At 44.0% G+C, this 23,672-nt stretch carries 19 protein-coding genes; 3 read left to right on the top strand and 16 right to left on the bottom strand.

Features of this window, described 5'->3' with window-relative positions; translation table 11 throughout:
• Positions 1 to 138 precede the first annotated feature (138 nt).
• On the bottom strand, positions 139 to 1,743 hold the full coding sequence (locus ACFQ21_RS19500; RefSeq protein WP_377581456.1) for a Na+/H+ antiporter: 1,605 nt from the start codon (positions 1,741 to 1,743) through the stop codon (positions 139 to 141).
• Between the two features lie 223 nt (positions 1,744 to 1,966).
• Between ACFQ21_RS19500 and ACFQ21_RS19495 the strand changes: the two genes are divergently transcribed.
• Positions 1,967 to 2,446, top strand: coding sequence for a hypothetical protein (locus tag ACFQ21_RS19495; protein WP_377581453.1), 480 nt, complete (start codon positions 1,967 to 1,969; stop codon positions 2,444 to 2,446).
• An 8-nt stretch (positions 2,447 to 2,454) separates the two neighbouring features.
• Here ACFQ21_RS19495 and ACFQ21_RS19490 read toward each other — a convergent pair whose 3' ends face one another.
• A complete protein-coding gene (locus ACFQ21_RS19490) occupies positions 2,455 to 3,063 on the bottom strand; it encodes a hypothetical protein (protein WP_377581451.1) in 609 nt (202 codons plus the stop codon).
• A complete protein-coding gene (locus tag ACFQ21_RS19485) occupies positions 3,063 to 3,887 on the bottom strand; it encodes a metallophosphoesterase family protein (RefSeq protein WP_377581448.1) in 825 nt (274 codons plus the stop codon). Before ACFQ21_RS19485 ends, ACFQ21_RS19490 begins: the two co-directional genes overlap by 1 nt.
• 386 nt (positions 3,888 to 4,273) lie before the next feature.
• Between ACFQ21_RS19485 and ACFQ21_RS19480 the strand changes: the two genes are divergently transcribed.
• Positions 4,274 to 5,617: an APC family permease gene (locus tag ACFQ21_RS19480; protein WP_377581445.1), complete on the top strand. Its 1,344-nt coding sequence runs from the start codon at positions 4,274 to 4,276 to the stop codon at positions 5,615 to 5,617.
• A 76-nt stretch (positions 5,618 to 5,693) separates the two neighbouring features.
• Here the strand turns inward: ACFQ21_RS19480 and ACFQ21_RS19475 are convergent, their stop codons facing one another.
• The 7 genes from ACFQ21_RS19475 to ACFQ21_RS19445 form a co-directional block, all read right to left on the bottom strand.
• Positions 5,694 to 8,084, bottom strand: coding sequence for an ABC transporter permease (locus ACFQ21_RS19475; protein ID WP_377581442.1), 2,391 nt, complete (start codon positions 8,082 to 8,084; stop codon positions 5,694 to 5,696).
• Between the two features lie 129 nt (positions 8,085 to 8,213).
• A complete protein-coding gene (locus ACFQ21_RS19470) occupies positions 8,214 to 10,622 on the bottom strand; it encodes an ABC transporter permease (RefSeq protein ID WP_377581439.1) in 2,409 nt (802 codons plus the stop codon).
• A gap of 154 nt (positions 10,623 to 10,776) precedes the next feature.
• On the bottom strand, positions 10,777 to 11,151 hold the full coding sequence (locus ACFQ21_RS19465; RefSeq protein ID WP_377581436.1) for a glyoxalase superfamily protein: 375 nt from the start codon (positions 11,149 to 11,151) through the stop codon (positions 10,777 to 10,779).
• 423 nt (positions 11,152 to 11,574) lie between these two features.
• Positions 11,575 to 11,907, bottom strand: a complete 333-nt coding sequence (locus ACFQ21_RS19460) for a hypothetical protein (RefSeq protein WP_377581433.1) — start codon at positions 11,905 to 11,907, stop codon at positions 11,575 to 11,577.
• A gap of 149 nt (positions 11,908 to 12,056) precedes the next feature.
• Positions 12,057 to 13,709: a DUF2341 domain-containing protein gene (locus ACFQ21_RS19455; RefSeq protein ID WP_377581430.1), complete on the bottom strand. Its 1,653-nt coding sequence runs from the start codon at positions 13,707 to 13,709 to the stop codon at positions 12,057 to 12,059.
• Between the two features lie 668 nt (positions 13,710 to 14,377).
• On the bottom strand, positions 14,378 to 16,795 hold the full coding sequence (locus ACFQ21_RS19450) for a PAS domain-containing protein (RefSeq protein WP_377581427.1): 2,418 nt from the start codon (positions 16,793 to 16,795) through the stop codon (positions 14,378 to 14,380).
• A gap of 32 nt (positions 16,796 to 16,827) precedes the next feature.
• A complete protein-coding gene (locus tag ACFQ21_RS19445; protein WP_377581423.1) occupies positions 16,828 to 17,274 on the bottom strand; it encodes a response regulator in 447 nt (148 codons plus the stop codon).
• A gap of 190 nt (positions 17,275 to 17,464) precedes the next feature.
• Between ACFQ21_RS19445 and ACFQ21_RS19440 the strand changes: the two genes are divergently transcribed.
• Entirely contained in the window at positions 17,465 to 17,716 is a 252-nt protein-coding gene (locus tag ACFQ21_RS19440) for a hypothetical protein (protein ID WP_377581420.1), read from the top strand.
• A gap of 495 nt (positions 17,717 to 18,211) precedes the next feature.
• Here the strand turns inward: ACFQ21_RS19440 and ACFQ21_RS19435 are convergent, their stop codons facing one another.
• The 6 genes from ACFQ21_RS19435 to ACFQ21_RS19410 form a co-directional block, all read right to left on the bottom strand.
• Positions 18,212 to 18,634, bottom strand: a complete 423-nt coding sequence (locus ACFQ21_RS19435) for a hypothetical protein (RefSeq protein ID WP_377581417.1) — start codon at positions 18,632 to 18,634, stop codon at positions 18,212 to 18,214.
• A 350-nt stretch (positions 18,635 to 18,984) separates the two neighbouring features.
• Entirely contained in the window at positions 18,985 to 19,725 is a 741-nt protein-coding gene (locus ACFQ21_RS19430) for a hypothetical protein (protein WP_377581415.1), read from the bottom strand.
• A gap of 130 nt (positions 19,726 to 19,855) precedes the next feature.
• A complete protein-coding gene (locus tag ACFQ21_RS19425; RefSeq protein WP_377581412.1) occupies positions 19,856 to 20,773 on the bottom strand; it encodes a sugar phosphate isomerase/epimerase family protein in 918 nt (305 codons plus the stop codon).
• Between the two features lie 191 nt (positions 20,774 to 20,964).
• On the bottom strand, positions 20,965 to 21,705 hold the full coding sequence (locus tag ACFQ21_RS19420; protein ID WP_377581409.1) for an SDR family oxidoreductase: 741 nt from the start codon (positions 21,703 to 21,705) through the stop codon (positions 20,965 to 20,967).
• A 124-nt stretch (positions 21,706 to 21,829) separates the two neighbouring features.
• A complete protein-coding gene (locus ACFQ21_RS19415) occupies positions 21,830 to 22,582 on the bottom strand; it encodes an SDR family oxidoreductase (RefSeq protein ID WP_377581407.1) in 753 nt (250 codons plus the stop codon).
• Between the two features lie 108 nt (positions 22,583 to 22,690).
• Positions 22,691 to 23,647, bottom strand: coding sequence for a helix-turn-helix domain-containing protein (locus ACFQ21_RS19410; RefSeq protein WP_377581405.1), 957 nt, complete (start codon positions 23,645 to 23,647; stop codon positions 22,691 to 22,693).
• Positions 23,648 to 23,672: the final 25 nt, after the last annotated feature.

Here is a 23,672-nt window from a genome sequence, read left to right as displayed (position 1 = left end):
CTACTCAAATAATAGCAAAAGGTTGCCCGTAGAAATTGCAGAATTGATTCCCTTGGGGGAAGCGTTTCTCTGCTAAAATTGCTCTGCGATTTCTATATCTACGCCCTCTGCGGAAAAAATTTCTCAGGAAAAGATTTTCTATCGGAATGCGACTTCGCGGAGTTTGGTTTCTTCGAGGTCTACCAAAGATAGATATTTACGGATCAACTCTTCATCGTATTCCTGTTTGCGATTTAATTGATGAAGGGCTTTTCGTTGTTCGTCAAGCAGCGCTAGATATATAGTATGGTATTGCACCAGCAGGTTTCTGCTTATGCTGTTAAAGGCGGCTACATCCTGTTGAAATATAGCCAGGTCGTTGCGCAGCTTTGCTGATAAAATCTTCAGGTGTTCATTCAATTGCTGTTCACCGCTAAGCGATTGTTCCAGAAATTGTAGCGATGTCTCTGTTATCGTTTTCCGAATGATCAACTCCTGCTCCTGCTCGTGTTCCTCTGCGCTGCTATCGGTTACCTCTAGTTTTCGCATCACCCACGGAAGCGTCAGTCCCTGAAAAACAAGTGTAACCAGAATCACAATAAAAGTAATAACGAGTATCAGGTTTCTATAGGGGAAAGCTTGGTCCGGCTGAATGAGCACCGGTATAGATAGCGCAGCCGCCAGCGACACAACGCCACGCATACCCGCCCAGCCAAACACAAAGGGCATTTTCCAGCCGGGATTAGGATCCGCAACGGTAATAAAATTTTTCATAAATCGTGTAAACGCTGAAGCTCCCAGTGTACAACATATGCGGGTTATGATCAGTACTACCGAAATCACCAAACCATATATAATGGCCTGCATAAGACTTACCTCTTCTACTTCATGCACGATATGTGGCAACTCAAGTCCAATGAGTAAAAAAACGACACCGTTCAGAATGAAGCCGATGGTAGACCACACGTTGGTACCCTGCACGCGCCCCTGATATGTGAGCACGATGTGACGCTTGCTCGATAACAGGAGTCCACCGGCAACTACGGCCAGCACACCGGAGAAATGAAATCGTTCGGCAAAGTAATACATACAATACGGTGCCAGGAAGCTGAGTATAATCTCAATACTCGGTGTTGTGGGCAGCCAGCGATATATAGCGTAGAAGAGAAGTCCTATAGCTATACCAATTACAGTTCCCATGATAATCACGAGGAAGAAACTACCTACAGCATCAGACATTTGAAACTGCCCGGTAACAATGGCCGCCAAAGCAAACCGAAATACAATGAGTGAAGAAGCATCATTCAAAAGACTTTCCCCTTCTACTATACTCATTAAAACTTTGGGAGCTTTCACTTGCCGCATTATAGTTGTAGCAGATATAGCATCTGGCGGTGATACTATTCCACCGAGCAGAAAGCCCAGCGCCAGTGTAAAGCCTGGTATAAGTGCATACGAAGCAAACGCGACCACGCATGACGTAATGATAACGATCGGGAATGCAAAGCTCGTGATCACCCTCCTCCATTTCCAGAATTCTTTCCATGAAGTTTGCCAGGCCGCTTCATAGAGCAAAGGCGGAAGGAAAATAAAAAAGATGAGTTCGGGATCAATCGTAATATGCGGGAAGATGTTGGTGAAACTAAGTGCCAATCCGCCCAGCACCAGCACAATGGGATAGGCAGTCTTTAGTTTGCCGGCCAGCATGATCAAGGCCACAATAATGAAAATCAGGTAGATGTATTCGATAAAGATACTTTGCATACAGGTTCTTGAGACTAAATATAGCAAATGCAATCAGTACTGTCCATAAGCTATGATTACAACATCACAAAACTATGATTCGGCATCACTACCGCTCCTATATAAATCAAACCAATGCTTGCGAGAATCAAACATACGTGACAGTCAATGGCGAAAGAAGGTCGGCAACCATTTGCAAGTGACTGTTTATTTTAGGATATTACTTTACCTAATTCCAGTTGCTATGTCAGAGAATAAAATATTACAGCCTTCCGCAGGATCGCGGTGCGCTGTGCAAGCTACCATAAGCTCAGAGCTTGTTATGGCCTTCCTCGTATTTTCATTTGCAGCATCTTCCGGTGTTGTCGGGTATCTGCGGCAAGCACTTCAGTTGATCGGTTATGTCAACATCGTAAGCTTTGTTATCACGAGTGTAATCTTTGCTTACCTGCTCGGGAGAAAGGCAGGTATAGTGATTCATCAAAACGCACGCAGTCTTTTTTACATCAGCTATAAAACGGGACTGCTTGTCATTATATATTCAACCCTCGCCACTTCGCTCCTGGCGTGTATAATCGCTGCTATTACTACCGGCTTGCCTGCCAACTGGTTCATGCTATATATCACGAAACCACTGGCATGGATGCTCTGCCTGAGTTGCCTGCCGATAATACTTGCAGGCTCATGGTACGGGTTTACCATGGCGAAGTCAGCAGGTGAATAAGATACCTGTTACTGGTGCTTAAACATATATCGCACGCCTACACCGGCATGCAAAATGTTCCAGATGTTCAATGCATGTTTGTTTTGAATATAGCTCACCAGTTTGATCTCATTTGTACCGATCTCATAGTATGCCGTGAATTTCTTAGGCTTCCTGAAAGCATGCGTAACAAAGCGCACATCACCACCTATAAAAAGGTTTACACGCACGGCTTCGCTCCACCAGTAGTAACCATCCGGATACCAGCCGGGAAGATCGGATGAATACTCTTTTCCGAACGTATAGCAGAAATATACTCCGGTATTCAACGGGTGTATCGCTACATCCGGATTGACCCGTATGCGAATGGGCATCGCGTTGAACTTGAATGTGAAAGTTTCCAGGGCCGTGCTGCCGGTAAACCCCGGAACAACACCTAACAGAAAATCAAGACTTCCCTTCTTCGAAAAGATATCATAGCCAACACCGGCCGAAACAAAGCCTATACTTCCGGCATATTGCGCCACAACGAAATCAGGTATATACCAGTGATCGCGATGCTCACGCGTCTGTGCGAATGACGATCGTATACCGCATACGAACACCAGGAGTATACTGTACAGTATATATCGTTTCATCAATAGAAAATTTTAGTGAAGGTGTATTGATGGCCATAAAGTCTGATGACGAGATACATGCGCTCGTTCATGCTGGTTGCTACCAGGTAGTCCGTACCATCCTGGTAAGGCTGTCCGTATTCGAAAGTATGCCGGTGTGCGTGCAACGACATGGCTACTCTACCGGACTGACTAAGTGTGTTGGCATACGACACTTCAAGATCGGGATTGAAGTCGCTGTCGTACGGAGGCACATGCGACACAACAATCGCCCGGTGAAAGTCATGAGTGTTCAGTTCTGCGTTGAGCCAGTTCAGATCAGGCACGCTGCTGCTGAAAGCATACTCCCTGGAGTTGGTGTTCAGCAGTATAAATTTGAAACCGTTCACAATAAAGCTCGTGTTCAGCGGGCCATACATCTTGGTATATATCTTTTCTCCGTTCCCCGACAGGTCATGATTACCAATAACACCTATATAGGGTTTGTTCAACGTCTGCATGATCTCATCAACCCACTGGTATTCATCTTTCAAACCAAAGTCACTGATGTCTCCGTTCAGAATCACAAAATCTGCTTTCTGCTGGTTGGCGCTTTTCACAAAGTCTTTCAACTCATCATAGAACCGTTGAGAGTCACCGATTGCTATAATGGTAAGCGTATCCGGATCGGATACATTCTCCTGAATCGTTTTGATGGCACGGCTGTTCAGGTTCTTCTCCGAGTCATCAAGCATAGTCTCATAAGGATGATATTCAAAAACAGAGCACGCTCCTGCTATCATCAGGATACAAAGGCGGTATACTTTCCGGAAGATATACCGGCCGGAGATTTTCGGGCAGTTCATATTGAAAAATTTCCGTTGCAAGTTGGCGTGTTTTCACTTGAATTAAAATGTATAAAGCATGGCAGGCGTTGTATACATGAAGTCAAAACTGAAGGATACAATAATTTTCATACTAAAAATGAGACCATCCGCCTGATGGTCTCTTTTACAATTTACCTGACCTCATCTACCAAAAGGTTCTTCAAAAGTATAGGAAGATGCCTTTTGCGTCCATGACGATCGTATGCAATTCATTGTATGTTTACACGGAGAACTGCTTTCCCGATGCAATCACCCCGGGTAAAAAATTACACTCTTGTTCACTGGAATTTTGAACCTTTAACCACTATTCCGAGTTAGCCAAAGATTACGGCCCGATTGAAACTTATGAAATTTACTCTACGCGTATGGCGCAACCGTTGAAGGAAAGACGGTTGGGACTTTTACAGGCAACCGCGATCAACATGACCGACATGGTCGGCATTGGTCCGTTCATCACCTTGCCGATGGTGATCAGCATTATGAACGGTCCTTATTTCTTATACGCATGGATAGCCGGAGCATTCTTGTCAATTATCGATGCGATGATCTGGAGCGAACTCGGGGCTGCATTTCCGCTGGCCGGAGGTTCCTATAATTTTCTGAAAGAAGCCTACGCGAAAAAAGAAACCGGCAAGCTGATGAGTTTTCTGTTTGTATGGCAAACGTTGATCCAGGCTCCGCTTGTAATTGCATCGGCTGCGATTGGCTTTGCTTCATACTTCGCTTACCTGGTGCCGCTAACCTACTGGCAAAGCAAATGTATCAGCGGTGGTGTTGTTATACTGATCGTTGTGCTGCTCTTCCGCAAGATCGAAGATATAGGAAAGATCAGCGTGCTGTTATGGATTGTTGTTCTGGGGACCATATTGTGGATCATTGTGCAGGGTTTCTCCTATGGAAATTTCCTGATGCCGCTTCAAACCATCAATGACGGACTTACCATCAATCATACTTTTGCTGCAGCCATTGGCTTTGCATCTGTGAAGAGTGTATATAGTTACCTGGGATACTATAATGTTTGTCACCTGGGAGGTGATATTATTGATCCTGCCAGAAATATACCCCGCAGCATGTATCTTTCCATTGCCGGTATATTTCTGCTATACCTGTTGATGAATGTCAGCATTGTAAGCGTTATACCATGGCAGGAAGCAAAAGACAGTGAGTATGTGATCAGTCTCTTCATGCATCGTCTCGCAGGCCCGATGGCTGGCAAGATCGTTACCGGGCTTATATTGCTCGTAGCCTTTGCTTCGGTTTTCTCGGCAACGCTTGGATATAGCCGCATTCCCTATGCAGCTGCCATGGACGGAGCTTTCTTCAAGATATTCGCGAGAGTTCATCCGAAAGGAAATTTCCCCTATGTATCTATTCTCTTTTTAGGTTCAGTTGCTTTTATATTCAGTCTCCTGTTCCGGCTTAGTGATGTGATCAGTGCTATACTGGCCATGCGTATCCTGGTGCAATTCATTGGACAAGCCGTTGGACTATTGTCTCTCACCTACACCAAACGAAAAAACTTTCCGTACAAGATGCCTTTCTTTCCGTGGCCGGTATATATCGCCATCAGCATGTGGATATGTATTCTTATCTCCACCGGTATAAAAATGGCTGCTGCCGGAACTGCCATCATCGCTCTGGGTATTGTTATATACTTCATAAAAGCCAGGCTGGAAAAGAAAGCGGCACTTGAAGTGCTGGAGGACTAATACATATCCCACCAAAATATAGCGGGCTATGGATATATCCATAGCCCGCATCGTTATTGCAAGTTCTTTATCTATGCTACTCTGTGCGCAGACTCTTTACAGGATTCATCAATGAAGCGCGAATGGCCTGGTAACTCACCGTAAGTAAGGTGATAAGAAGCGCACCGAAAACAGACACTGCAAAGATCCACCACGATGCTTCGGTATGATATTCATATTGGGCGAGCCAATCGGAGATCAGGTAGTATGCTATTGGTACCGCGAGTAAACTCGATATCAACACAAGCACCACAAAATCCTGTGATAACATTCTCCATAAACCAGATACGGATGCCCCGAGTACTTTTCGTATACCGATCTCTTTGGTGCGTTGCTCGGCAACAAAAGATGCCAGTGCAAATAGTCCAAGGCATGAAATAAATATAGCGAGTGCAGCGAAAAACGTTGATAATGTACCGAGTCGTTTTTCATCGCCAAACTTGCGTGAATATTCCTGATCTACAAATGTAGGCGCCACCGGTAAAGCAGGATTTACCCGCTTGAATACAGTTTCAATCTTGCTGACTGCTTCCTGTGCGTTGACAGCCGGATTGAGTTTCAAAAGAAATATATTCTCCCGGTGAGTTGAAAGATGGAACATGGAAGGTCGCACCGGTGCGTAGGGAGATTCTACCAGCAGGTCCTCCACGATACCAATTACGGTATAGGGAACATCTTCCCAACGTATAATTTTCCCTACGGGATCTTTCAATCCTATAAATTTCACGGCCGACTCATTGAGTATAAATGCATTTGAATCGGAAGCAAACTCTCGTGAGAAATCTCTTCCTTCTTTAATCTTCCAGCGAACAGTTTTACCGTAGTCATGAGACACTGCGTTGTTCGGGAAGTCAACTGCCTGGTTGGGATCTTTACCTTCCCAGTCAAAACCACCGTTACTGTTCCATACAGAAGTTGTGGGACTTCCGGATTCAGCCATCTCCAGAATTACGCCTGCATTTACCAACTCGGTACGCACAGCATCAAAATGCTTGTGAACTTCCTCTGTTACACCTAAACTCACCAGACCATCTTTACTATATCCGATCGGTCTGCTCTGGCCATGATGGATCTGTTTATATACTACCATGGTACCAATCACCAGCGTAGTGGAAATTGTAAACTGCAATACCACCAAAGCCTTTCTCGGTAATGATGCATAGCGCCCTGCCCGAAATGTACCCTTCAATGTTTTAACAGGTTGAAACGATGACAGGAACAACGCTGGATAACAACCGGCAACAAGTCCGGTAAACAAAGTAAAGACAGCGCCAGCCAACCAGAACGTTGGGTTTAACCAGGGTAACTCAATGCGTTTGTCGGCTACGGTGTTGAATGAAGGTAAGATGAGCAGCACTAACAGAATGGCGCACACAAATGCCAGCGAAGCAATTAACACCGACTCACTGAAAAACTGCACCACGAGTTGCTTGCGCATAGAACCAATTGCTTTGCGTATACCTACCTCTTTGGCTCTCTTCTCAGAGCGGGCAGTGCTCAGGTTCATAAAATTTATGCAGGCCAGTATCAGTACGAATGCACCGATAACACCGAAGAGCCATACATTGGCAATACGTCCACCGGTATTAACTCCGCCTTTGAACTCAGAATACAACCTCCATTTATACATCGGGTGCAGAAAGACAATCGGATTATAGCGTCTCTCCTCATCGCTGATCTTGTTTAGTTTGACATCGTGTATCTTCGCAGACAGTTGTTCCATTTCGGCATGATCAGCAATCATCGCGAAGGTTCTGGTAAAATTACTTCCCCACGGATTCTTCATCTTGCGCACCCACTCGTTCTGACTTAAATAGAGCGACCAGGGCAGTATAAATTTCAGATCGTAGAAAGATGAATTATACGGTATATCTTTATAGACACCGGTAACCGTAACATCCACAGTGTTGTCGATGCGTAATGTTTTACCAACCGGGTCAGCATGATCGAAGTACGTTTGGGCTACCGATTCCGACAGCAGAATAGAGTTCATATCTTTGAGTCCATCGCGTGTACCGCTTACCATCTCGAGCGTCAGCATGTGCGGCACCTCCGGTTCGAAGTAACTTCCGGATATCAGCAACATCTTATCGCCAAGCGTGAGTGTGTGATCATAGTTCCAGGAAGCCTGTACTACATATTTGAAATCACTGCCGTATACCGATCGGATCTCTTCCGCCATTACTGCAGGGTTTGCTTCCTGTGTTCCTATTTCACCATTGAAGGTTTGATGTTGCATGACCTGTGCGATGCGATCATAGTTACCATGGTATGTATTGTACTGCAGCTCATCGAATACCCAAAGACCGATGAGTATGGCAACACCCATGCCGACAGCCAGTCCACCAATGTTGATAAACGAGTAAGTCTTACTCTTCCCAAGGTTTCTCCAGGCGACTTTGAAATAACTGGTATACATAGTATTCATAGGTTGTTTTCAGAGAAGGATGCTAAAAAGATTCATAACGTTGCACAACGGAGCCCTCAACGAATCAAATACTCCCAACTTTTTTAAAAGTTACAGATCGATTCTGTCTTTTTTAGCGATCGGGCTGCATTATTCATCCTTCAAACACTTTACCGGGTTTACGCGGGCAGCCCGCAGCGCTTGGAGTCCTACGGTGATCCATGCAATGGCAAGGGCAATTATACCGGCTGCTATAAAATACCATGCTTGCAGGGAAATGTGAAACGCAAAATGATCGAGCCATGCCTGTGCGATGAAGTAACTAACCGGGAGCGCTATGATGATCGCTGCAAAAACAATTTTTGTAAAGTCTGCTGACAGTAACAGGACAATGCCCAGCTCTGTTGCCCCGAGTACTTTACGAATGCCAATCTCCTTTACCCTGCGTTCGGCAGTAAAGGCTACCAGTGCAAACAACCCCAGGCATGAGATCACAATAGCGATGCCTGCAAAATACCGTGACAACACCGAAACGTTTTGCTCCGCTATATATAGTGCATGATAGTCGTCATCGAGAAAATGATATTCGAAAGGAAGTCCGGGACTATATTGTACATGCAGTGCCATTAATTTCGCAATCGCCTCCTGTTCGTGTCCGGCTTGTATCTTTACCATGACCTTGTTGCTGCGCGGTTCAAATTGCATTACGCAAGGTTTGACATCTTCATAGAGTGACTCAAAATGAAAGTTATCGGTTACGCCAATGATAGTCTTTTTATCGCCCCACAACGTTATGGTTTTGCCGATGGGATCTTTTATTCCCATGCGTTCTACAGCAGCTTTATTGAAGATAACCGATGTACGATCGTCACTATACTCCGGTGAAAACGAGCGGCCTGCAATCATCTTTACTCCCAGTGTTTCAATAAAATTATAGCCTGCTTCCAGGTTGCAGAATCCAACGTCTTCATCCTGTTTACCGTCTTCCCAATCTATACCACTCAGCCCGCCATGCTTGCCTGTCAGATCATGATAAAAATTAGAAGCCTTTACCACGCCTGGTATAGCGCTCACTTTGTCCATAAAGGTTTTTACATATAGTTCATACGCACCACCGCGTTCAAAGTAGCTTTCGTCAGCACCTGGCTTCATTTCCATTTCAAAAAGTACAATGTTATCGCGCGAGTATCCCAGGTTCTTTTCCTGTATATACTTTATCTGCCGGTAGACGACCAGCACCGATACAATAAGAATGACCGATATGGTAAATTGAAATACAACGAGCCCCCTACGCGCCCAAAGTTCACCAAAGGAAGCGGTAAATTTGCCACGCAACATCGAGATCGCACTGAATCCCGACAGGTATAGTGCCGGATAACTCCCCGCCAGTATACCGGTAACCAGTGTGATGGTAACAAGCGCTGCAATCGTGACACCATCCATCGTAAACTCCAGGTGTTTGGATGTAAGTATATTGAAAGCGGGCAACAACAAGTCTGCCAGCAGTACCGCGATAATCATTGCAATAACGCTCATCACTACTGACTCAAACAAGTATTGAGAAACCAGATTTCCGCGCGCTGCACCCACGGCTTTTTTTATACCTACTTCCTTCAGCCTGCGCGCTGCCTTCGCTGTAGAGAGGTTCATGGAGTTGATACACGCGATCACCATGATAAATATCGAGATGGTGGCGAACAATGCTATATATTCAATACGACCACCCACCGGTATGCCATTGGCATAGCGACCATGAAGATATTTATCAGTGTAACGTTGCGCGAATAACACACTCTTCATCTCCTTGTCCTTCTTCTGCATGAAGTACTTTACCTTCTGGTTGAAAGCATCGGCATCAGTTCCCGATCTTAAAAGCACAAAAGTATGTGGATCACTGTTACCCCAATATTGCAACGAAGGGCGCTCGGCAAAAAAGTATTCGTAGTTAAGAAGCAGATCGTATTCTGTACTTACCGGCACATTTGGCTTTTGAAATATACCAGTAATATGTAGTGTGGCTATAAATTGTTCCTGGTTCCAGCCGAACGTGCGCCCTACTATATCGTCTGTGGTATGAAACAGTTTTAACGCGAGCTCTTCTGAGATCACCACACTGTGCTTGTCCGGAAGCAATGCTGTTTTGTTACCCTGTAGAATTGTGAGCGGAAAAACCTGGAAGTAATCTTTACTCACAAACTGTCCTGCTGCGCGCAGGCTTGTCTGGTCAGTCTTGATCACACCCTGATTGGAGAACCACGATGCCGGTACTACCGATGCTGCATACTCAACTTCCGGAATTTCCTGTGCCAGTGTGCTGGCCAATATACCGGGAGTGCACTCACATGTACCGAAAATGCCATTCTCCGAAGAGTTCTGCAAAAGCTGGTAACGCCTGTCATCATTCACGCCAAACCTGTCAACACTCATCTCGTGATGTATCCATAAAAAGATAAGCAACGTACTGGCTAGTCCTGTCGAGAGCCCGACCAGGTTGATCAGAAAAGTACCTTTAAACTTTCTGAAGTTCCGGAAGATCAATATAAGGTTATGTCGAAACATGGCATGGAAGTTAAGAATCCATTCGTACGCAAGCTATACCAATGCCATTTTTAAGAAGTGCTGTTACGCTATAAATTTCAGCTTATCCGGTATAGCCCGACTGCACACTGCCCATTCATAGAAATCGGATCGTCCACGTATGGGCACTTGAAATTTATTTATCGAAGAACGGCTCATCAGCATTCGGGTCTGTACCAAAGCGTAAGATGTGACCGTCCGGATCGACTATCTGCATCTCATAGGCCCACGAAAAATTAGTAGGCGGAAGTTTAATGGTAACATCTTTTTCAACGAATTGCTGGTGCAACTCCTGTATATCACCGTCAAACCCGATCCATATCCAGGTGCCTGGCATGCCTTGCGATCCTTTGCAAAGATATATACCCGTATTGTCGCGGGTGATACACGTAAACGTATCATCGCCCCAGTCGGCATTATCAAAGCCCAGTATATCCTTGTAAAACTTTACACTGCGGGTTATATCCTGCACGCAGAGAATCGGTGCTATATTTTCAATGCGGAAGTCCATGGAGTTATTGTTAATGTTCGTTAACAGTTATTAGAAAAATCCAGAAACACAAAGAAATCACGAAGGAGACACGAAGTCACAAAGTATATTTTCTCCGTGTAACTCTGAGTCTTCTTTGTGATTTGTGCAAGGGATTTATTATCCGTTACACGTTATCCGTTCTGTATTCCCCGTTTTCGGTTTAATATACCTCGGTTATACTTCTCGCAGCGATTCGCATATAGCGACTTACCACTGCACCCGATACAGTAAGTCAATTCTACAACAATGATATAAAGTTATATTTAGATACGTAAGGAATTATATTCCAGTTGTATTATAGTCAAAACGAGTTCAATACAGCGGTGAAACAATCAAAATTGACTTGGAATGTGCAATGCAATGTACCGGACCATCGACTTGTGGTATATTTATGGGAATATTTTATGGTTTGATCCAGTCTTTTGCCTCATCCAGAGAATTGAAATAATGCGATGTTAATGACTGGTCTTCCACCAGACTCATAGTATCCTCTACAGATACCTGTGTGAAAACGTCATCCGGTAAAATAATGGCCAGATGCGTATAGCCCAATTGCATGGCACGCTTGGTCCAATCCGTTATTGACCATTCCTGATCGTCAGGATGGATTGTACCTAAGTGTGTCGTATCAACGATTACGCGAGAACTGTGATATTGCTCCATTCCTGAAAGTAGAATGTCCAATGTATCACGGTATTCATTGGAGGTTACCGCAACTTTCCAACACAATATCATTGACTGAATCGTTTCCTCATAGAGGATAGAAGCGTATTCCTGTTCGAAAAATTTAATCATATCATTGAAGGTTTATGGTTAGCTACAAGTTTCAATTTCAATCAGTATCACTCCTTCGACCAAAAGATTGTATTGAGTTACGGGACATACTATTCTATATATATCTTCTTAACGTAAATCTCTCCACTTTCCGTCTGTACCAGGACAATGTAAATACCTGACGCTAATCCGGAGCTGGAGTATATCATCTTTCCGGATTCCATTTGTCCACTTAAGTGCACAGCTCTGCCCATCGAGTTGAAGAATTTTATGCTGCGCGCATCGGTTACGCCTTCCATAATCAATTGATTTTCTGGGAGAGCATAGATTACTATATCTTGGGTATCCAAATCAGCAATGGCTACAGACGAATAGCTTGAGGTGCCGTCAAAATCAGTTTGCTTTAACCTGTAATAATTTCGTCTGTTAGGATTGTAGTCTGTAACAGAATACCGCTGCTCTTCTATACTGGTTCCGGCTCCCGGTATTGTTTTTAGAACGGACCAGGTTCTTGCATCAACTGATCGCTCCAGTGTGAAATAGTCGTTGTTGATTTCTGTCGCAGTCGCCCAGTATATATCTACAGTGTTCTCATACGGTATTGCTTTAAAATACAACAGTTCAACGGGAAGAATACTGCATAACGCACTTGCTGCTGACTCCGAGGATATAGTATAAAAAGTAGACGGATTATTTTGGTTGTTGTAGGATGTTGTAATCCAGCCAGCGGAACGCGCAGATGTCGATATTCTGAATTCGTCAAACTTTGCATCGATATAGTGGTCGGCACCATATTGGGATCTTCCGAAATAATTAGCCGTTGAAGACTCTATGCTGGATGGCGAGAGTGTAATACCGGTTGAATTGCCGAGCAACGTCCCGTTTCGATATATACTTAGGCTTCCTTCAGTATTGTTAAGCACGACAGCCCAGTGAATCCAACTTCCGGTATTGGTAGTGTTGGTTACAACAGGACCTTGCTCATTTGCAGCAGTGTTGGTAGTAATTCGTGCGCGGGTTTCTGCTGGACTTCCGGTACCAGTCGAAGGCGTTAAAAAGAAATTAATGTTTGTGTTCTGACCAAAATCAAATATCCGTTCCCAGTTGGTGGAGCTCCGATCGAGATTTACCCATCCTTCAAATGTGAAGTTTGATATACCGGCAAAGAATCCGTTGGCTAAACGAAGATACTGACCAGCAGCAGAGCTTAGGATGTCTGTGCTGTTATTAAGATCTCGGCCAGCAGCTATTTTTGCCGTGGCAAGGGTAGCAGTGGAGTTATCGGTTAGATTGTTGCCATTGGCTGTATTGTCGTTGACGGTATTATTGAAGTGCCAGACCGCCTTATAGGTCGAATTCCAGGTTGCGGCAGCAGATGGGTCAGTGGTAACGCTGCTATTTCCATAGTACATGTGAATAACCGTATTGGCACTTATACTCAACGTAGGTACACGAACCCATGCTACAAATGCGCCGGATGAGGCTGCATATGATTCAATTTGATGGTCAAGTTTGGTAAGGCAGTCATTTGTATAAAATATAATATCGTATCCATTGCTATTGGTTACGTGTCCTCCATTAGCCGTGGTACGAAGGTCATTATCACTTACCGAAATCAGAACGGGGAAATCTGTATGATTTGACGTGCCGCTCACCTGCGATACTTGTATGGTGATTGTTTTTCCATAATTATACCCTATGGGCTGGGCGTGTATACCACTAATGGCAATGACTAAGAGCAGTACAGTGATACCGATTCTCATACAGGTGGGCTAAAAAAACGATATTAAATGTACTAACAAATATTCTATTTCTACAGCACTCTCAGGTATAAAAGAATATGGTTGCGAGTCTGTTGTCTACCATGTATATAATACTGAAATGTGTATTATGGCCTAGAAATATTAGATGTACACATTTGTAAGTTACTTTCTAAATTATATACATAACGTAATATATAGTATCTCTTGTCTCCTGAGAAACAACAGGCGTGATCGCTATCAACCCTTCCGAAACGCTTTCGTACAGCGATTTTTAATATGATTTATGGGGGCTGAACCACTGCTACAGCAGGATTTTAGAGTGATTGCACTGGAATGGAAACCTCATGTTGATTTGAGAGCCAAAGCATGTAGCTATCGTGATGCCGAATGCCGAGTTCGCCCCATTAAACGTGGAGATGATCAAGGAGACAATGGAACAAAGGCAATCCACTATTACAGATAGACCGATATTTTCAATCCCATATCATACGGAAAAATACATGTCGCAAATATATTGTTACCATGTTGAGTATATTTACTTCGGATTAACAAATCCCTTGCACAAAGGAAATCACAAAGAAGACTCAGAGTTACACAGAGAAAATATACTTTGTGATTTCTCTTTGTGTTTCTGGATTTTTCTACGGTTAACGGTTAATCGTTAATGCCTAATGGCTCGGCAAGTATATATCAAACCTCGCACCACTATCCGGCACCGCTATGGCCTCTATATAGCCGCGGTGATTTTCAATGATCTTCTTCACGATGGCCAGCCCCACTCCTGTTCCTGAATATTCATGTTTACCATGCAGACGCTGAAATACTTCAAATATTTTTTCCTTGTAAAGCGGATCAAAACCAATTCCATTATCAATAACGGTGATGCGGTAATAACTTTCATCACGAGGTGTAAACTTGGTACGAAGGTCTTCAGCTTTTATACCATTCGTAGTCTCAATCCGGATTACCGGTGGTCGCTCCGGCGATGCAAACTTTAACGAGTTGCTGATCAGATTAAACATTACCTGCTTGAACTGCAATGGAATGATCTTTACTTCACAAAGATTAACGGACTCTATCGTTCCTGCTTTCTCACGCAACGTTTCCTCAAAATCACTTTTCAACTCATCAATGATATCCTGAAGCTTTACCGTTTCAAATCTACGATCGCTTGTGCTGGTGCGCGAGTATGCAAGTAAATCCTGAATGAGCACTTGCATCTGATTGGCAGCCTTCTCCATACGGGTAAAGTAATCATTGGCCCGCTCCGACAAATTCTCTTTCTGCTTGATGCGCGATGCAAAGGTCTGAATTTTTCGCAGCGGCTCTTGTAGATCGTGACTCGATACATACGCAAACGACTGGAGTTCTTCATTCATACGCTCCAGCGTACTGTTCTTCTCTTTCAGCTCAATCGTTCGCTCGGTAACTTTCTTCTCCAGTTCGGAAGCAAAACTCTCAAGTATAGCTTTCTGATTTTTTTCTTCGGTGATATCGCGAATCGTTCCCAGCATTTTTTCAGGTTGACCCTCGCGATCATAAAATACTTTACCGCGCGCTTCCATCCAATGTATACTCTGATCTTTCCACAAGAGTCGCGCTTCATAATACAACTTGCCTGTCTTAAGCGCCTGCGCAAGTGCCGCATGGCGGGTAGAAAGATCATCGGGATGTATATGGTCGAGCAATTGCTGATGCTGCAACGTTACCCGCTCGTTATAGCCCAGTATCTGCAGATAGCGATCAGAATATATTCCTTCGCGTGTTTTCAGATCCAGCTCCCATGTCCCAAGTTCACTGGCTTCGATAACTACGTTCAGCTTTTCTTCGCTTTTTTCTATCGTTGTGCGTGCTTCTACTTTTTCAGATACATCATTCACCGTAACAAACATTCCCCACACTTTATTATCTTCATCAAACAACGGAGCGTATTCATAATCCAGTATAAATTTCTTCAGTCCGTCATCTCCCTGTACATACGCAACAGCTTCTTTTTCATTATGGACATGTCCTGATTGATAGACTCTGCGCAATAGCTGCGGATACTTTTGATCTTTAAGTTCCGGAAATACATCCAGCAGTTTTTTACCAATAACTTCATGCTCCTGCTTGCGCCAGATCTTTTCAAACATAACGGAGTTGGCAAGCTCGATCACATAGTCAGATCCGCGAAAGATCGTCATCGGTATAGGTGACTTCATGATCATCTCACGAAATTTACCTTCACTCTCAGCGAGTTTATACCTGGCACGAACCTGTTCCGTGACTTCAGTGGCTACTACAATCACACCGGATATCGCAGCGTCCTCGCGCAGCGGATGGTATACAAAGTTGAAATACGTATCCTCTTTACCACCGTGACGTTTGAGTGAGACTTTAAACTCTGTTCCGTAATAAGGTTCGCCTGTTTCGAGTACGCCCAACAGCAAGTGCTGCACAGCATCACGCAACTCCGGAAATGTCTCAAAGAACGGTTTACCTACTACCTCCTCCTCTTCTCTGTCAACAATCTCCAGGTAAGTCTTATTCGTCATTTCTACAATGAGCTCGCGACCACGAAATATAGTTATACCAATGGGTACTTCCTGTACTATACTTTTAAACCTGTTGTTGCTGTCTGTCAGCTTTTGCGTGTTCAGTATTTTTTCGGTTGTCTCATTGCAGATTACCAGTACACCGGCAATCTTACCAGACTCATCGGGGACAGCGCTATAGCTAAAAGTCCAGTATATATCTTCAATTCTGCCATTGCGATAGAACGGCACCAAAAGATCTTCGCGCCATACAGCTTCACCGCTTAAAGCCTGGTCGAGCAGCGGCTTGATAATATCCCATATCTCTATCCACGCTTCTTTCGCGGGCTTTCCCAAAATATAGGGGTGCTTTCCATCTATACCCAGACTAGGGCGAAAGGCATCGTTGTAAAATGAAATCAGATCAGGGCCCCAGAATAAAAACATCGGGAACCTGGAATGATGCATCACATTGAGAAGCATGGACAACGTTGATGGCCAATGTTCGCGCGCTCCGAGCGATGTCTCTTCCCAGTTTTTACTTTCTATCAATTGCTGCATATCGGAGTTCATAACTAACGGGGTTAAGGGGCAATTCAGTAAACTTACGGATTTAATACGATGTGATGCGAAGTAATTTTTCCCTGTTGTTCATCTGATATCAATACCAGCCCCCGATGAATAACAGCCCTGAGATTTTCAAACCGCGCGGGTTTACAGATATAGTATCGGGCGCCTTTGGCAAAGAGCAATTGTACAATATCGGGATCGAACGATGTGGAAATTATAATTACAGGAATATCCTTGGTGCGATCGTGCTTCTTTATTTCCTGCAAACAATCAAAGCCATTCCTGCGGGGCATGTTGAGATCGAGAAAAAGAACTTCCGGCAACTCCTCCACACCAAGCAGGCGTTTCAAAAGCTGCTCTCCGTCATTTGCAACGGACAGGCTGGTGAGCATCGGTATTTCTGTAAGCGCCTCTTCGAACAACAAACAATCATCAACATCATCATCGGCAAGCAATATCCGGATAGCAGAGGAGGATTTCATTTGTCCAAATATACATTTTAGCGACAAGCCGGGAGCTACGGGGCGCGTGAAAAAGTTACTGGCTGCTGGCAACTGGACTATTTCCGTAGTGTTATACTACATATCCATAGCCCATGGCCAGACGGCAAAAGATGAAGCTGCCGCACGGGGCTAACTGGCATTCTATTTTAACGAATGTCAGATAAATCTTATGCACGAGTGGATCAACTGGTCGGTTCTCCGGAATTCGAGGTGTCTCAATTTCCTCAGCCTGCAACAGAAGAGGAATTGTAAAACATTGTTCGCCACTTTTATCGTTCCGGTAAAACTGAAGCTCGCAGCCGCAGGACACTCTTCTCCGCCATTGGTACAAACAAAGGATACACTGGTTCATTTGCATAACTTCGATAAGCTCCGACAGATCGATTCACAGCAGCAAATTGTACGTTTCAATCCGGTATAACAGTGCAACGCGAACAGCGAATTACAAAAGCACTCGCTGGCGTTATTCAATACCGGTGATGTTGACGTTCAGACGCTGGCAAGTGCTATTGCTACCGGCACGCACGGCACTGGTAAATATTTACCGAACCATGCTTCGATATTGGAAGGTGTACGAATGATCGACTATGCCGGTGATGTAAAAATATACACCCAAAGAGATCATCCCAATGTGATGCAAGCGATGCGTGTATCGTTAGGTGCGATGGGAATATTTACGTACATCATAATGCCGGGCTTCGGTTCGATGAATTCTTCCAGGGTATTGCTGATACTTCGTTAGCGATAAAATATATACCTGTTGAACCTCTCCCCTGCCCCGATCAACTATAGGACGTGTTTTAGGTATGTACGTGTGTGGGTATTTACGTTTGGGATGGTGCGATGAGGAGTAATACGGGCCATCAAAACAAGCAGACACATAAACACGTACACACGTAAACACATAAACACATCTTCACCGCTTCGTCAGGCACTCCTGGTTAAACGCGGTCACAAATTTATTCTCGTTATATACTTCGATGCGGTCGATTTTTTCTTTGTTTACCTGCAACGGGTCGGGGGTTGATTGCGAATTGTAAGGCTTGGGGTTGCCCAGGTAAATGTGCAGGGCTATGTCGCTGATCTTGAATCGCACGATGATGCCACTCAAAATTCCCTGCGGTGTTACGATGTATGATTTTTCATAATTCTGCGAATCGATCAATCCTAACAACGACTCTACTTCCCTGCCCACGAACTTATTGAGTGGTGGCAAATTCAGGCTGTCAATCCCGACAGCGGCTGGCAATTTATCCGGATTAGCAGCTGCGTGAATTTTGCCGGCCATTGCCATTAACAGAAATACAAATGCAATTATCTTGATTTTCGGTAAAGCCATTGACGTGTGTTTAGTCCTTAAGCACAAAACGGACCTCTTACCCCCAAAGGGTCGTCATAAAATCTGCATAAATTTTCAGGTACCTATTCTGCTGAAAAATACAAAAACAACGGGGGCACGATCAGTAATCATTGCGCAGTGATACCGGATTTTCCTGGCGGTAAAATATTCTTTCTCCACAATCGTCTGTAGTACTTCCTGAGCAATGTAAATCACAGCTGTACCGGTCAAATATATACTTCACAAACCCCGCCTGGGTAAAGCCATCGGCCTTATACCCGGAACGTTTTATATAGGCTGGAAAATACTTCGTGCAACAGGTAACGAGAGAATAGATGATGATGCTTTGACTATCGTGCTGACAATAACCTTTCGTATTCTTCAAGAATTTTGATCAGGTCTTCTTTTTGTTTAAAGCTCAACTTGTTCTGATCTGCATATTTACCCAAGGTAGGGTAATGTCCTGCCGTATATTTGCCAAACAAGTCCACTTCAATGAATCGGCTTCTTTTCCCATGAGTGTCTAACAAGTCACCTTCTTTTTCTTTTATTGTGATTTCGAGGTATGCCTTAAACAAGCCATCGCTATTTACAAAATATACTGTTTCAGTTTGCACCATCTTCAAGTCCTTACGGTCTGTTGTCGATTTGGCCTGGCGTCTTCCCATTATATTAGCCGGTGTTACAGACTTTAAGCGACCAATCTTTGATAGTACTGCGAAAGCCTGAAATTCCTTCAGGACTTCAAAGATTTCGATATTTTTTATCCCCGTCTCTTCGTCAGCAAATTCAATACAATAGAAACGTCTAAGTCTGCCAAGGTCACTTGCATAAAACTGAAAGCTTGTAAGACGCTTGGCGTTGAAAGATTTAGTATCATTATCATCGACATGCACGATAACTATACCATCATTATCGTTGAACACGATTTTACCCGTTATCTCCGATCCATCAATCAGAACAACTTTACCTGGTCTGGCCGTTGTGTCATATTGAATGATCCGCGATTTCCCGACTTGAGCAAATGAATTGGTTGAAAAAGAAAGAATTGCCAATGTAAGGCAAAACGAATAAACACAAGTAGACGGCATAGGTTAGAATATCGGTCCTAAAAATATACCTTATGTCTATGATTCACAACTTTGTCTGGAACATCTGTATAAATAAAAAGTCCTTCACCAGACCAGACGATGGATCTTATTTTATTACGAGTGTAATGCGTTAGCTCGTTAAATATCGCTGAAGATTTTTCCTGAAGAATATAGCACTGTCCGTTATACTTTGCATGGAGTCTTTCGCAAAATTACCGCCTTGTTCGATGAAATAATATTGAAGACCGGCCCGCTTTGCTTCAGGCAATATAACCGTATAGTCAATTGAACCATTGCCAAGTTCGGTATAGTCGCGAGTCTTCTTGTCCATATCTTTGACGTGCCACATTACAAAGCGACCGGGTTGTTTGCTGAACAACTGTGCCGGAGTAAGCCTGGAAGAATGTACCGCCCAGTATAGGTCAATCTGCAACTTTACCAACGATGCATCCGTATCGCGCATAATGATGTCGTAACCATTCTCACCGTTATGGTCAATGAATTCAAAGTCATGATTGTGATAGGCAAAGCCCAGTCCCGCTTTCGTTACACGCTCTCCTACTATATTCAGTTTTTGCGCTAACAATTTAAACTTCTCTATTGATCTGGAATCCGGATCAAGCCATGGCCACGTAATATAGCGTTGTCCCAGTGCATGCGCTCCTACAATACAGGCATCTACATAGCGATCTAATTCTTCCTCAGGTTTACTCAGATATTGGTAAAGATCATAATGACCACTGGAAGCTGATAATTTATGATCGTCCAGTAGTTGCTTGAAGGCGGCAGCTTTCATTCCATAGTACTCTCTCTTTACCGGATCAAATCCATACGTCTCCAGATCCTGGTAACCGAGTGCTGCTATCTTTTTCAAACTGCCGTGTATATCTTTAGCCAGAGCATCGCGAACTGTAAAAAGTTGTAATCCCATTTTTAAAGACGATACACTCGGACTGGCATTAACACCCAACGCGAGAAGCGAAGCCGTCCCCATAAGTGTACCCGACTGCTGTATAAATTTTCTGCGATCAATAGGTTGGTTGAACATAATGTAGCGTATAGGTTTGTAAGTGCAGTAATATAGCAAAAGATACATATACTTGCTATGGAGCGGTGAGCTGCTAGTTTGATTTCTGGTAGTGAAACGCTTACTGCTAAGAGCTATATTTCCGAAAGCCAGAGGCCTGTAACCAGCAGCTTGCATTTTCTCCTCTCGCAACTCAACGCTCGCAGCTCTTTCTACGCCATCGCTCCATTCACGCCTACATTTTGCGCGCTGATCCATTTGGCTTCATCGCTTACCAGGAAGAGTACAACATTGGCGATGTCTTGTGGATCTCCGATGCGATTGAATGCTGAGAGCGATGCCAGTCTGCTGATAGTCTCATCCGACTTTCCATTCGTGAATAGCTCGGTGTTGGTTGGCCCCGGAGATATAGAGTTTACATTGATGCCGCGTTTACCAACTTCTTTAGCAAATACGCGGGTGAGTTGTTCCACTGCTGCCTTGGTTGCTACATACGTTCCGTATCCGGGTAACATGATGCGATTAACAGATGTAGAAAAATTAACGATGCTTCCTTTATCAGCCAGGTGTGTCGCTGCTTCGCGCAAGGCATTGAATACACCTTTCACGTTGGTGTTAAATTGCTTGTCGAATTCTTCATCGGTTGTATCAGCGATCGGCTTCGTAATCATAACACCGGCATTGTTTACCAGTATATCTACGCGACCGAACCGCGCTATAGTTTGAGCAAAGAGATTCTTTACCTCACCGGGCTTACTCACATCTCCCTGAATCGCTATAGCCGTTCCGCCATCGGATGTGATATCGTTCACTACCTGCTCGGCAGCATCCTTACTGCCTGCATAATTTACTACCACAGCAGCACCGGCACCTGCGAGTGTTTTGGCCACGGACGCTCCTATACCTTTGGAAGCTCCGGTCACAATAGCGATCTTGTTCTTTAAAGTGTTCATAGTCGTTATAGCTTTTTGGTTATTGTTATTTAACGTAATGATGAATCAAAGGTCGTGTATCGGTATGCTTTATGAAGTACAGAATTTACAGCATTACCTATACAAATCACAGATCAATTAAATGTTAATAGATTGACGCTCCGTTTACCAGCAGGTGTTGTCCGGATACAAATCCCGATAAATCACTGGCAAAGAACTCGGCTACATCGGCTACATCCTGTACAGACGTGAGGCGGCCCATAGGGGAACCGTTGAGCAGCTCTTTATAGAACGGATCTTCTTTCGCCATTTCAACAAACACACCTGTATTTTCTACCGGACCGGGTATAATCGAGTTGACCGTTACCTTACGATGTCCTATTTCCTTCGCGAGTATTTCCACGAGATACTTCGGTGTAGCCTTGCTACCTCCATAAACAGCCATGCCCGGCACCGGTGATGTAGTTGTACTGGAAGATATATAGATGATTCTTCCTCCATCAGCAATGTCTCTGGCGGCCTGCTGCAGGGTGAAATATGCGCCTTTTACATTGATGTTGAAGACACGGTCGAACTGCTCTTCGGTAAATTCAGTTACCGGCACTTGTATTAATTCTATACCGGCATTGGCCACTACGATATCAACTGTGCCGAAAGCTTTTTTTGTTTCCCCAAAGAGATACTTTACTTCTTCAGCCCTGGTAACATCAGCCTTTACAGCGATAACATTCGCTTTCATGGCTTTGATGTTCTTCACAACTTCTTCTGCCGATGCATGATCGCGCGAATAGTTGATAACAACGTTGGCACCGAGTGCTGCGTAACGCTCTGCGATTGCTTTTCCTAAACCACGGGCTGATCCGGTGATGATAGCCGTTCTGTTTTTTAATGAGTTCATGTTGTTGACTTTTGTTTTTTGTTTGATGAAACAAAGGTCATACAACCACCGCACGCAAAAAGTACAGATACTACAGAACTTCCTATAAAATTGAAAGCTTGTCCTGCATCAGAGTGTTTTCCGGAAAGCGTTCGGTGTAAGGCTTGTATACTTCTTGAAATAATTACTGAAGTGATTGGCTTCGCTGAAGCCCAACTGGAAGGCAACCTGTTTAATAGATATAGAGGAGTTCTTTAATAGCGACTTGGCTTCTGCTATAGTTTTATCGGCAATCCAGGCACTGATTGTTTTACCCGTTTTTGTTTTAATAACATTGCTGAGATAATTAGGATTGAGACTCTGCAACCGGGCATAGTCCTGCACCTGGAAAACTATTTGCACTTTTCCTTCTCCTAGATCGCGGTAATGTTTCTCAAGATTCTCTTTGAATGTTTTTACGATCTGCGAGCTTCGGTTGCCTTCATATATAGGATTGTAGTCTGACCAGAAATACTCCTTGATCTTCAACAGCAGCACGACAAATAAATTACCAATAATACGTTTTTTTAAAAGCGATGTGCCCTTGTATTCATTCAATATCTGCAGGTATAATTTTTCAAATTCGGCAAAGGCTTCAGCATCGAGTGTACGCGGGCGAACTGTCTCAGCCAGCAGGAATGGAAATTCTTCAAAGATCTCCGGATGGACATTCTCTTTTAAAAACGATTCACTGAACGTGATCAGGTAAAGCTCCTGTACACGAAACCATTCGAAAGCCTTCAGGTGTCCGGGGTTTGTAAAGTAGATCGTGCCGGGAACTGTCTCAAACGTCAGGTCGTCCGTTATATATTTCCCGTTCGCATCTTTTACAAAGACAAATGAAAAATAGCTCGGCCGATATACAGCCGATTTGAAAGGTGCCTGACGGTGAATCTCTGCCAGATTGTTAATCGTGAAATCAACCGACTGATCAATGGAACCAACGGGCAATCCCAAATTCTTATAGGTCTCGTAAAGGCTGGGATAAGTCTGAAAGGCTGCGTTATCCGGCATGGCACCAAGTAAACTTACTTCCTGTAAATTCACAAGGTAAATTTAGCAAATGTCTCGT

Origin of the sequence: Ohtaekwangia kribbensis, assembly GCF_042676245.1 — a bacterium.
Taxonomy (GTDB): Bacteria; Bacteroidota; Bacteroidia; order Cytophagales; family Cyclobacteriaceae; genus Ohtaekwangia; species Ohtaekwangia kribbensis.
This window is presented reverse-complemented; position numbering and strand designations above follow the sequence as displayed.

Coding starts and splice junctions, on each gene's coding strand:
- ACFQ21_RS19420 (WP_377581409.1), bottom strand. CDS start 21,705: ATGAACACTTTAAAGAACAAGATCGCTATTGTGACCGGAGCTTCCAAA.
- ACFQ21_RS19450 (WP_377581427.1), bottom strand. CDS start 16,795: ATGAACTCCGATATGCAGCAATTGATAGAAAGTAAAAACTGGGAAGAG.
- ACFQ21_RS19440 (WP_377581420.1), top strand. CDS start 17,465: ATGCACGAGTGGATCAACTGGTCGGTTCTCCGGAATTCGAGGTGTCTC.
- ACFQ21_RS19445 (WP_377581423.1), bottom strand. CDS start 17,274: ATGAAATCCTCCTCTGCTATCCGGATATTGCTTGCCGATGATGATGTT.
- ACFQ21_RS19460 (WP_377581433.1), bottom strand. CDS start 11,907: ATGATATTGTGTTGGAAAGTTGCGGTAACCTCCAATGAATACCGTGAT.
- ACFQ21_RS19465 (WP_377581436.1), bottom strand. CDS start 11,151: ATGGACTTCCGCATTGAAAATATAGCACCGATTCTCTGCGTGCAGGAT.
- ACFQ21_RS19455 (WP_377581430.1), bottom strand. CDS start 13,709: ATGAGAATCGGTATCACTGTACTGCTCTTAGTCATTGCCATTAGTGGT.
- ACFQ21_RS19480 (WP_377581445.1), top strand. CDS start 4,274: ATGGCGCAACCGTTGAAGGAAAGACGGTTGGGACTTTTACAGGCAACC.
- ACFQ21_RS19430 (WP_377581415.1), bottom strand. CDS start 19,725: ATGCCGTCTACTTGTGTTTATTCGTTTTGCCTTACATTGGCAATTCTT.
- ACFQ21_RS19500 (WP_377581456.1), bottom strand. CDS start 1,743: ATGCAAAGTATCTTTATCGAATACATCTACCTGATTTTCATTATTGTG.
- ACFQ21_RS19495 (WP_377581453.1), top strand. CDS start 1,967: ATGTCAGAGAATAAAATATTACAGCCTTCCGCAGGATCGCGGTGCGCT.
- ACFQ21_RS19425 (WP_377581412.1), bottom strand. CDS start 20,773: ATGTTCAACCAACCTATTGATCGCAGAAAATTTATACAGCAGTCGGGT.
- ACFQ21_RS19485 (WP_377581448.1), bottom strand. CDS start 3,887: ATGAACTGCCCGAAAATCTCCGGCCGGTATATCTTCCGGAAAGTATAC.
- ACFQ21_RS19435 (WP_377581417.1), bottom strand. CDS start 18,634: ATGGCTTTACCGAAAATCAAGATAATTGCATTTGTATTTCTGTTAATG.
- ACFQ21_RS19470 (WP_377581439.1), bottom strand. CDS start 10,622: ATGTTTCGACATAACCTTATATTGATCTTCCGGAACTTCAGAAAGTTT.
- ACFQ21_RS19490 (WP_377581451.1), bottom strand. CDS start 3,063: ATGAAACGATATATACTGTACAGTATACTCCTGGTGTTCGTATGCGGT.
- ACFQ21_RS19475 (WP_377581442.1), bottom strand. CDS start 8,084: ATGAATACTATGTATACCAGTTATTTCAAAGTCGCCTGGAGAAACCTT.
- ACFQ21_RS19415 (WP_377581407.1), bottom strand. CDS start 22,582: ATGAACTCATTAAAAAACAGAACGGCTATCATCACCGGATCAGCCCGT.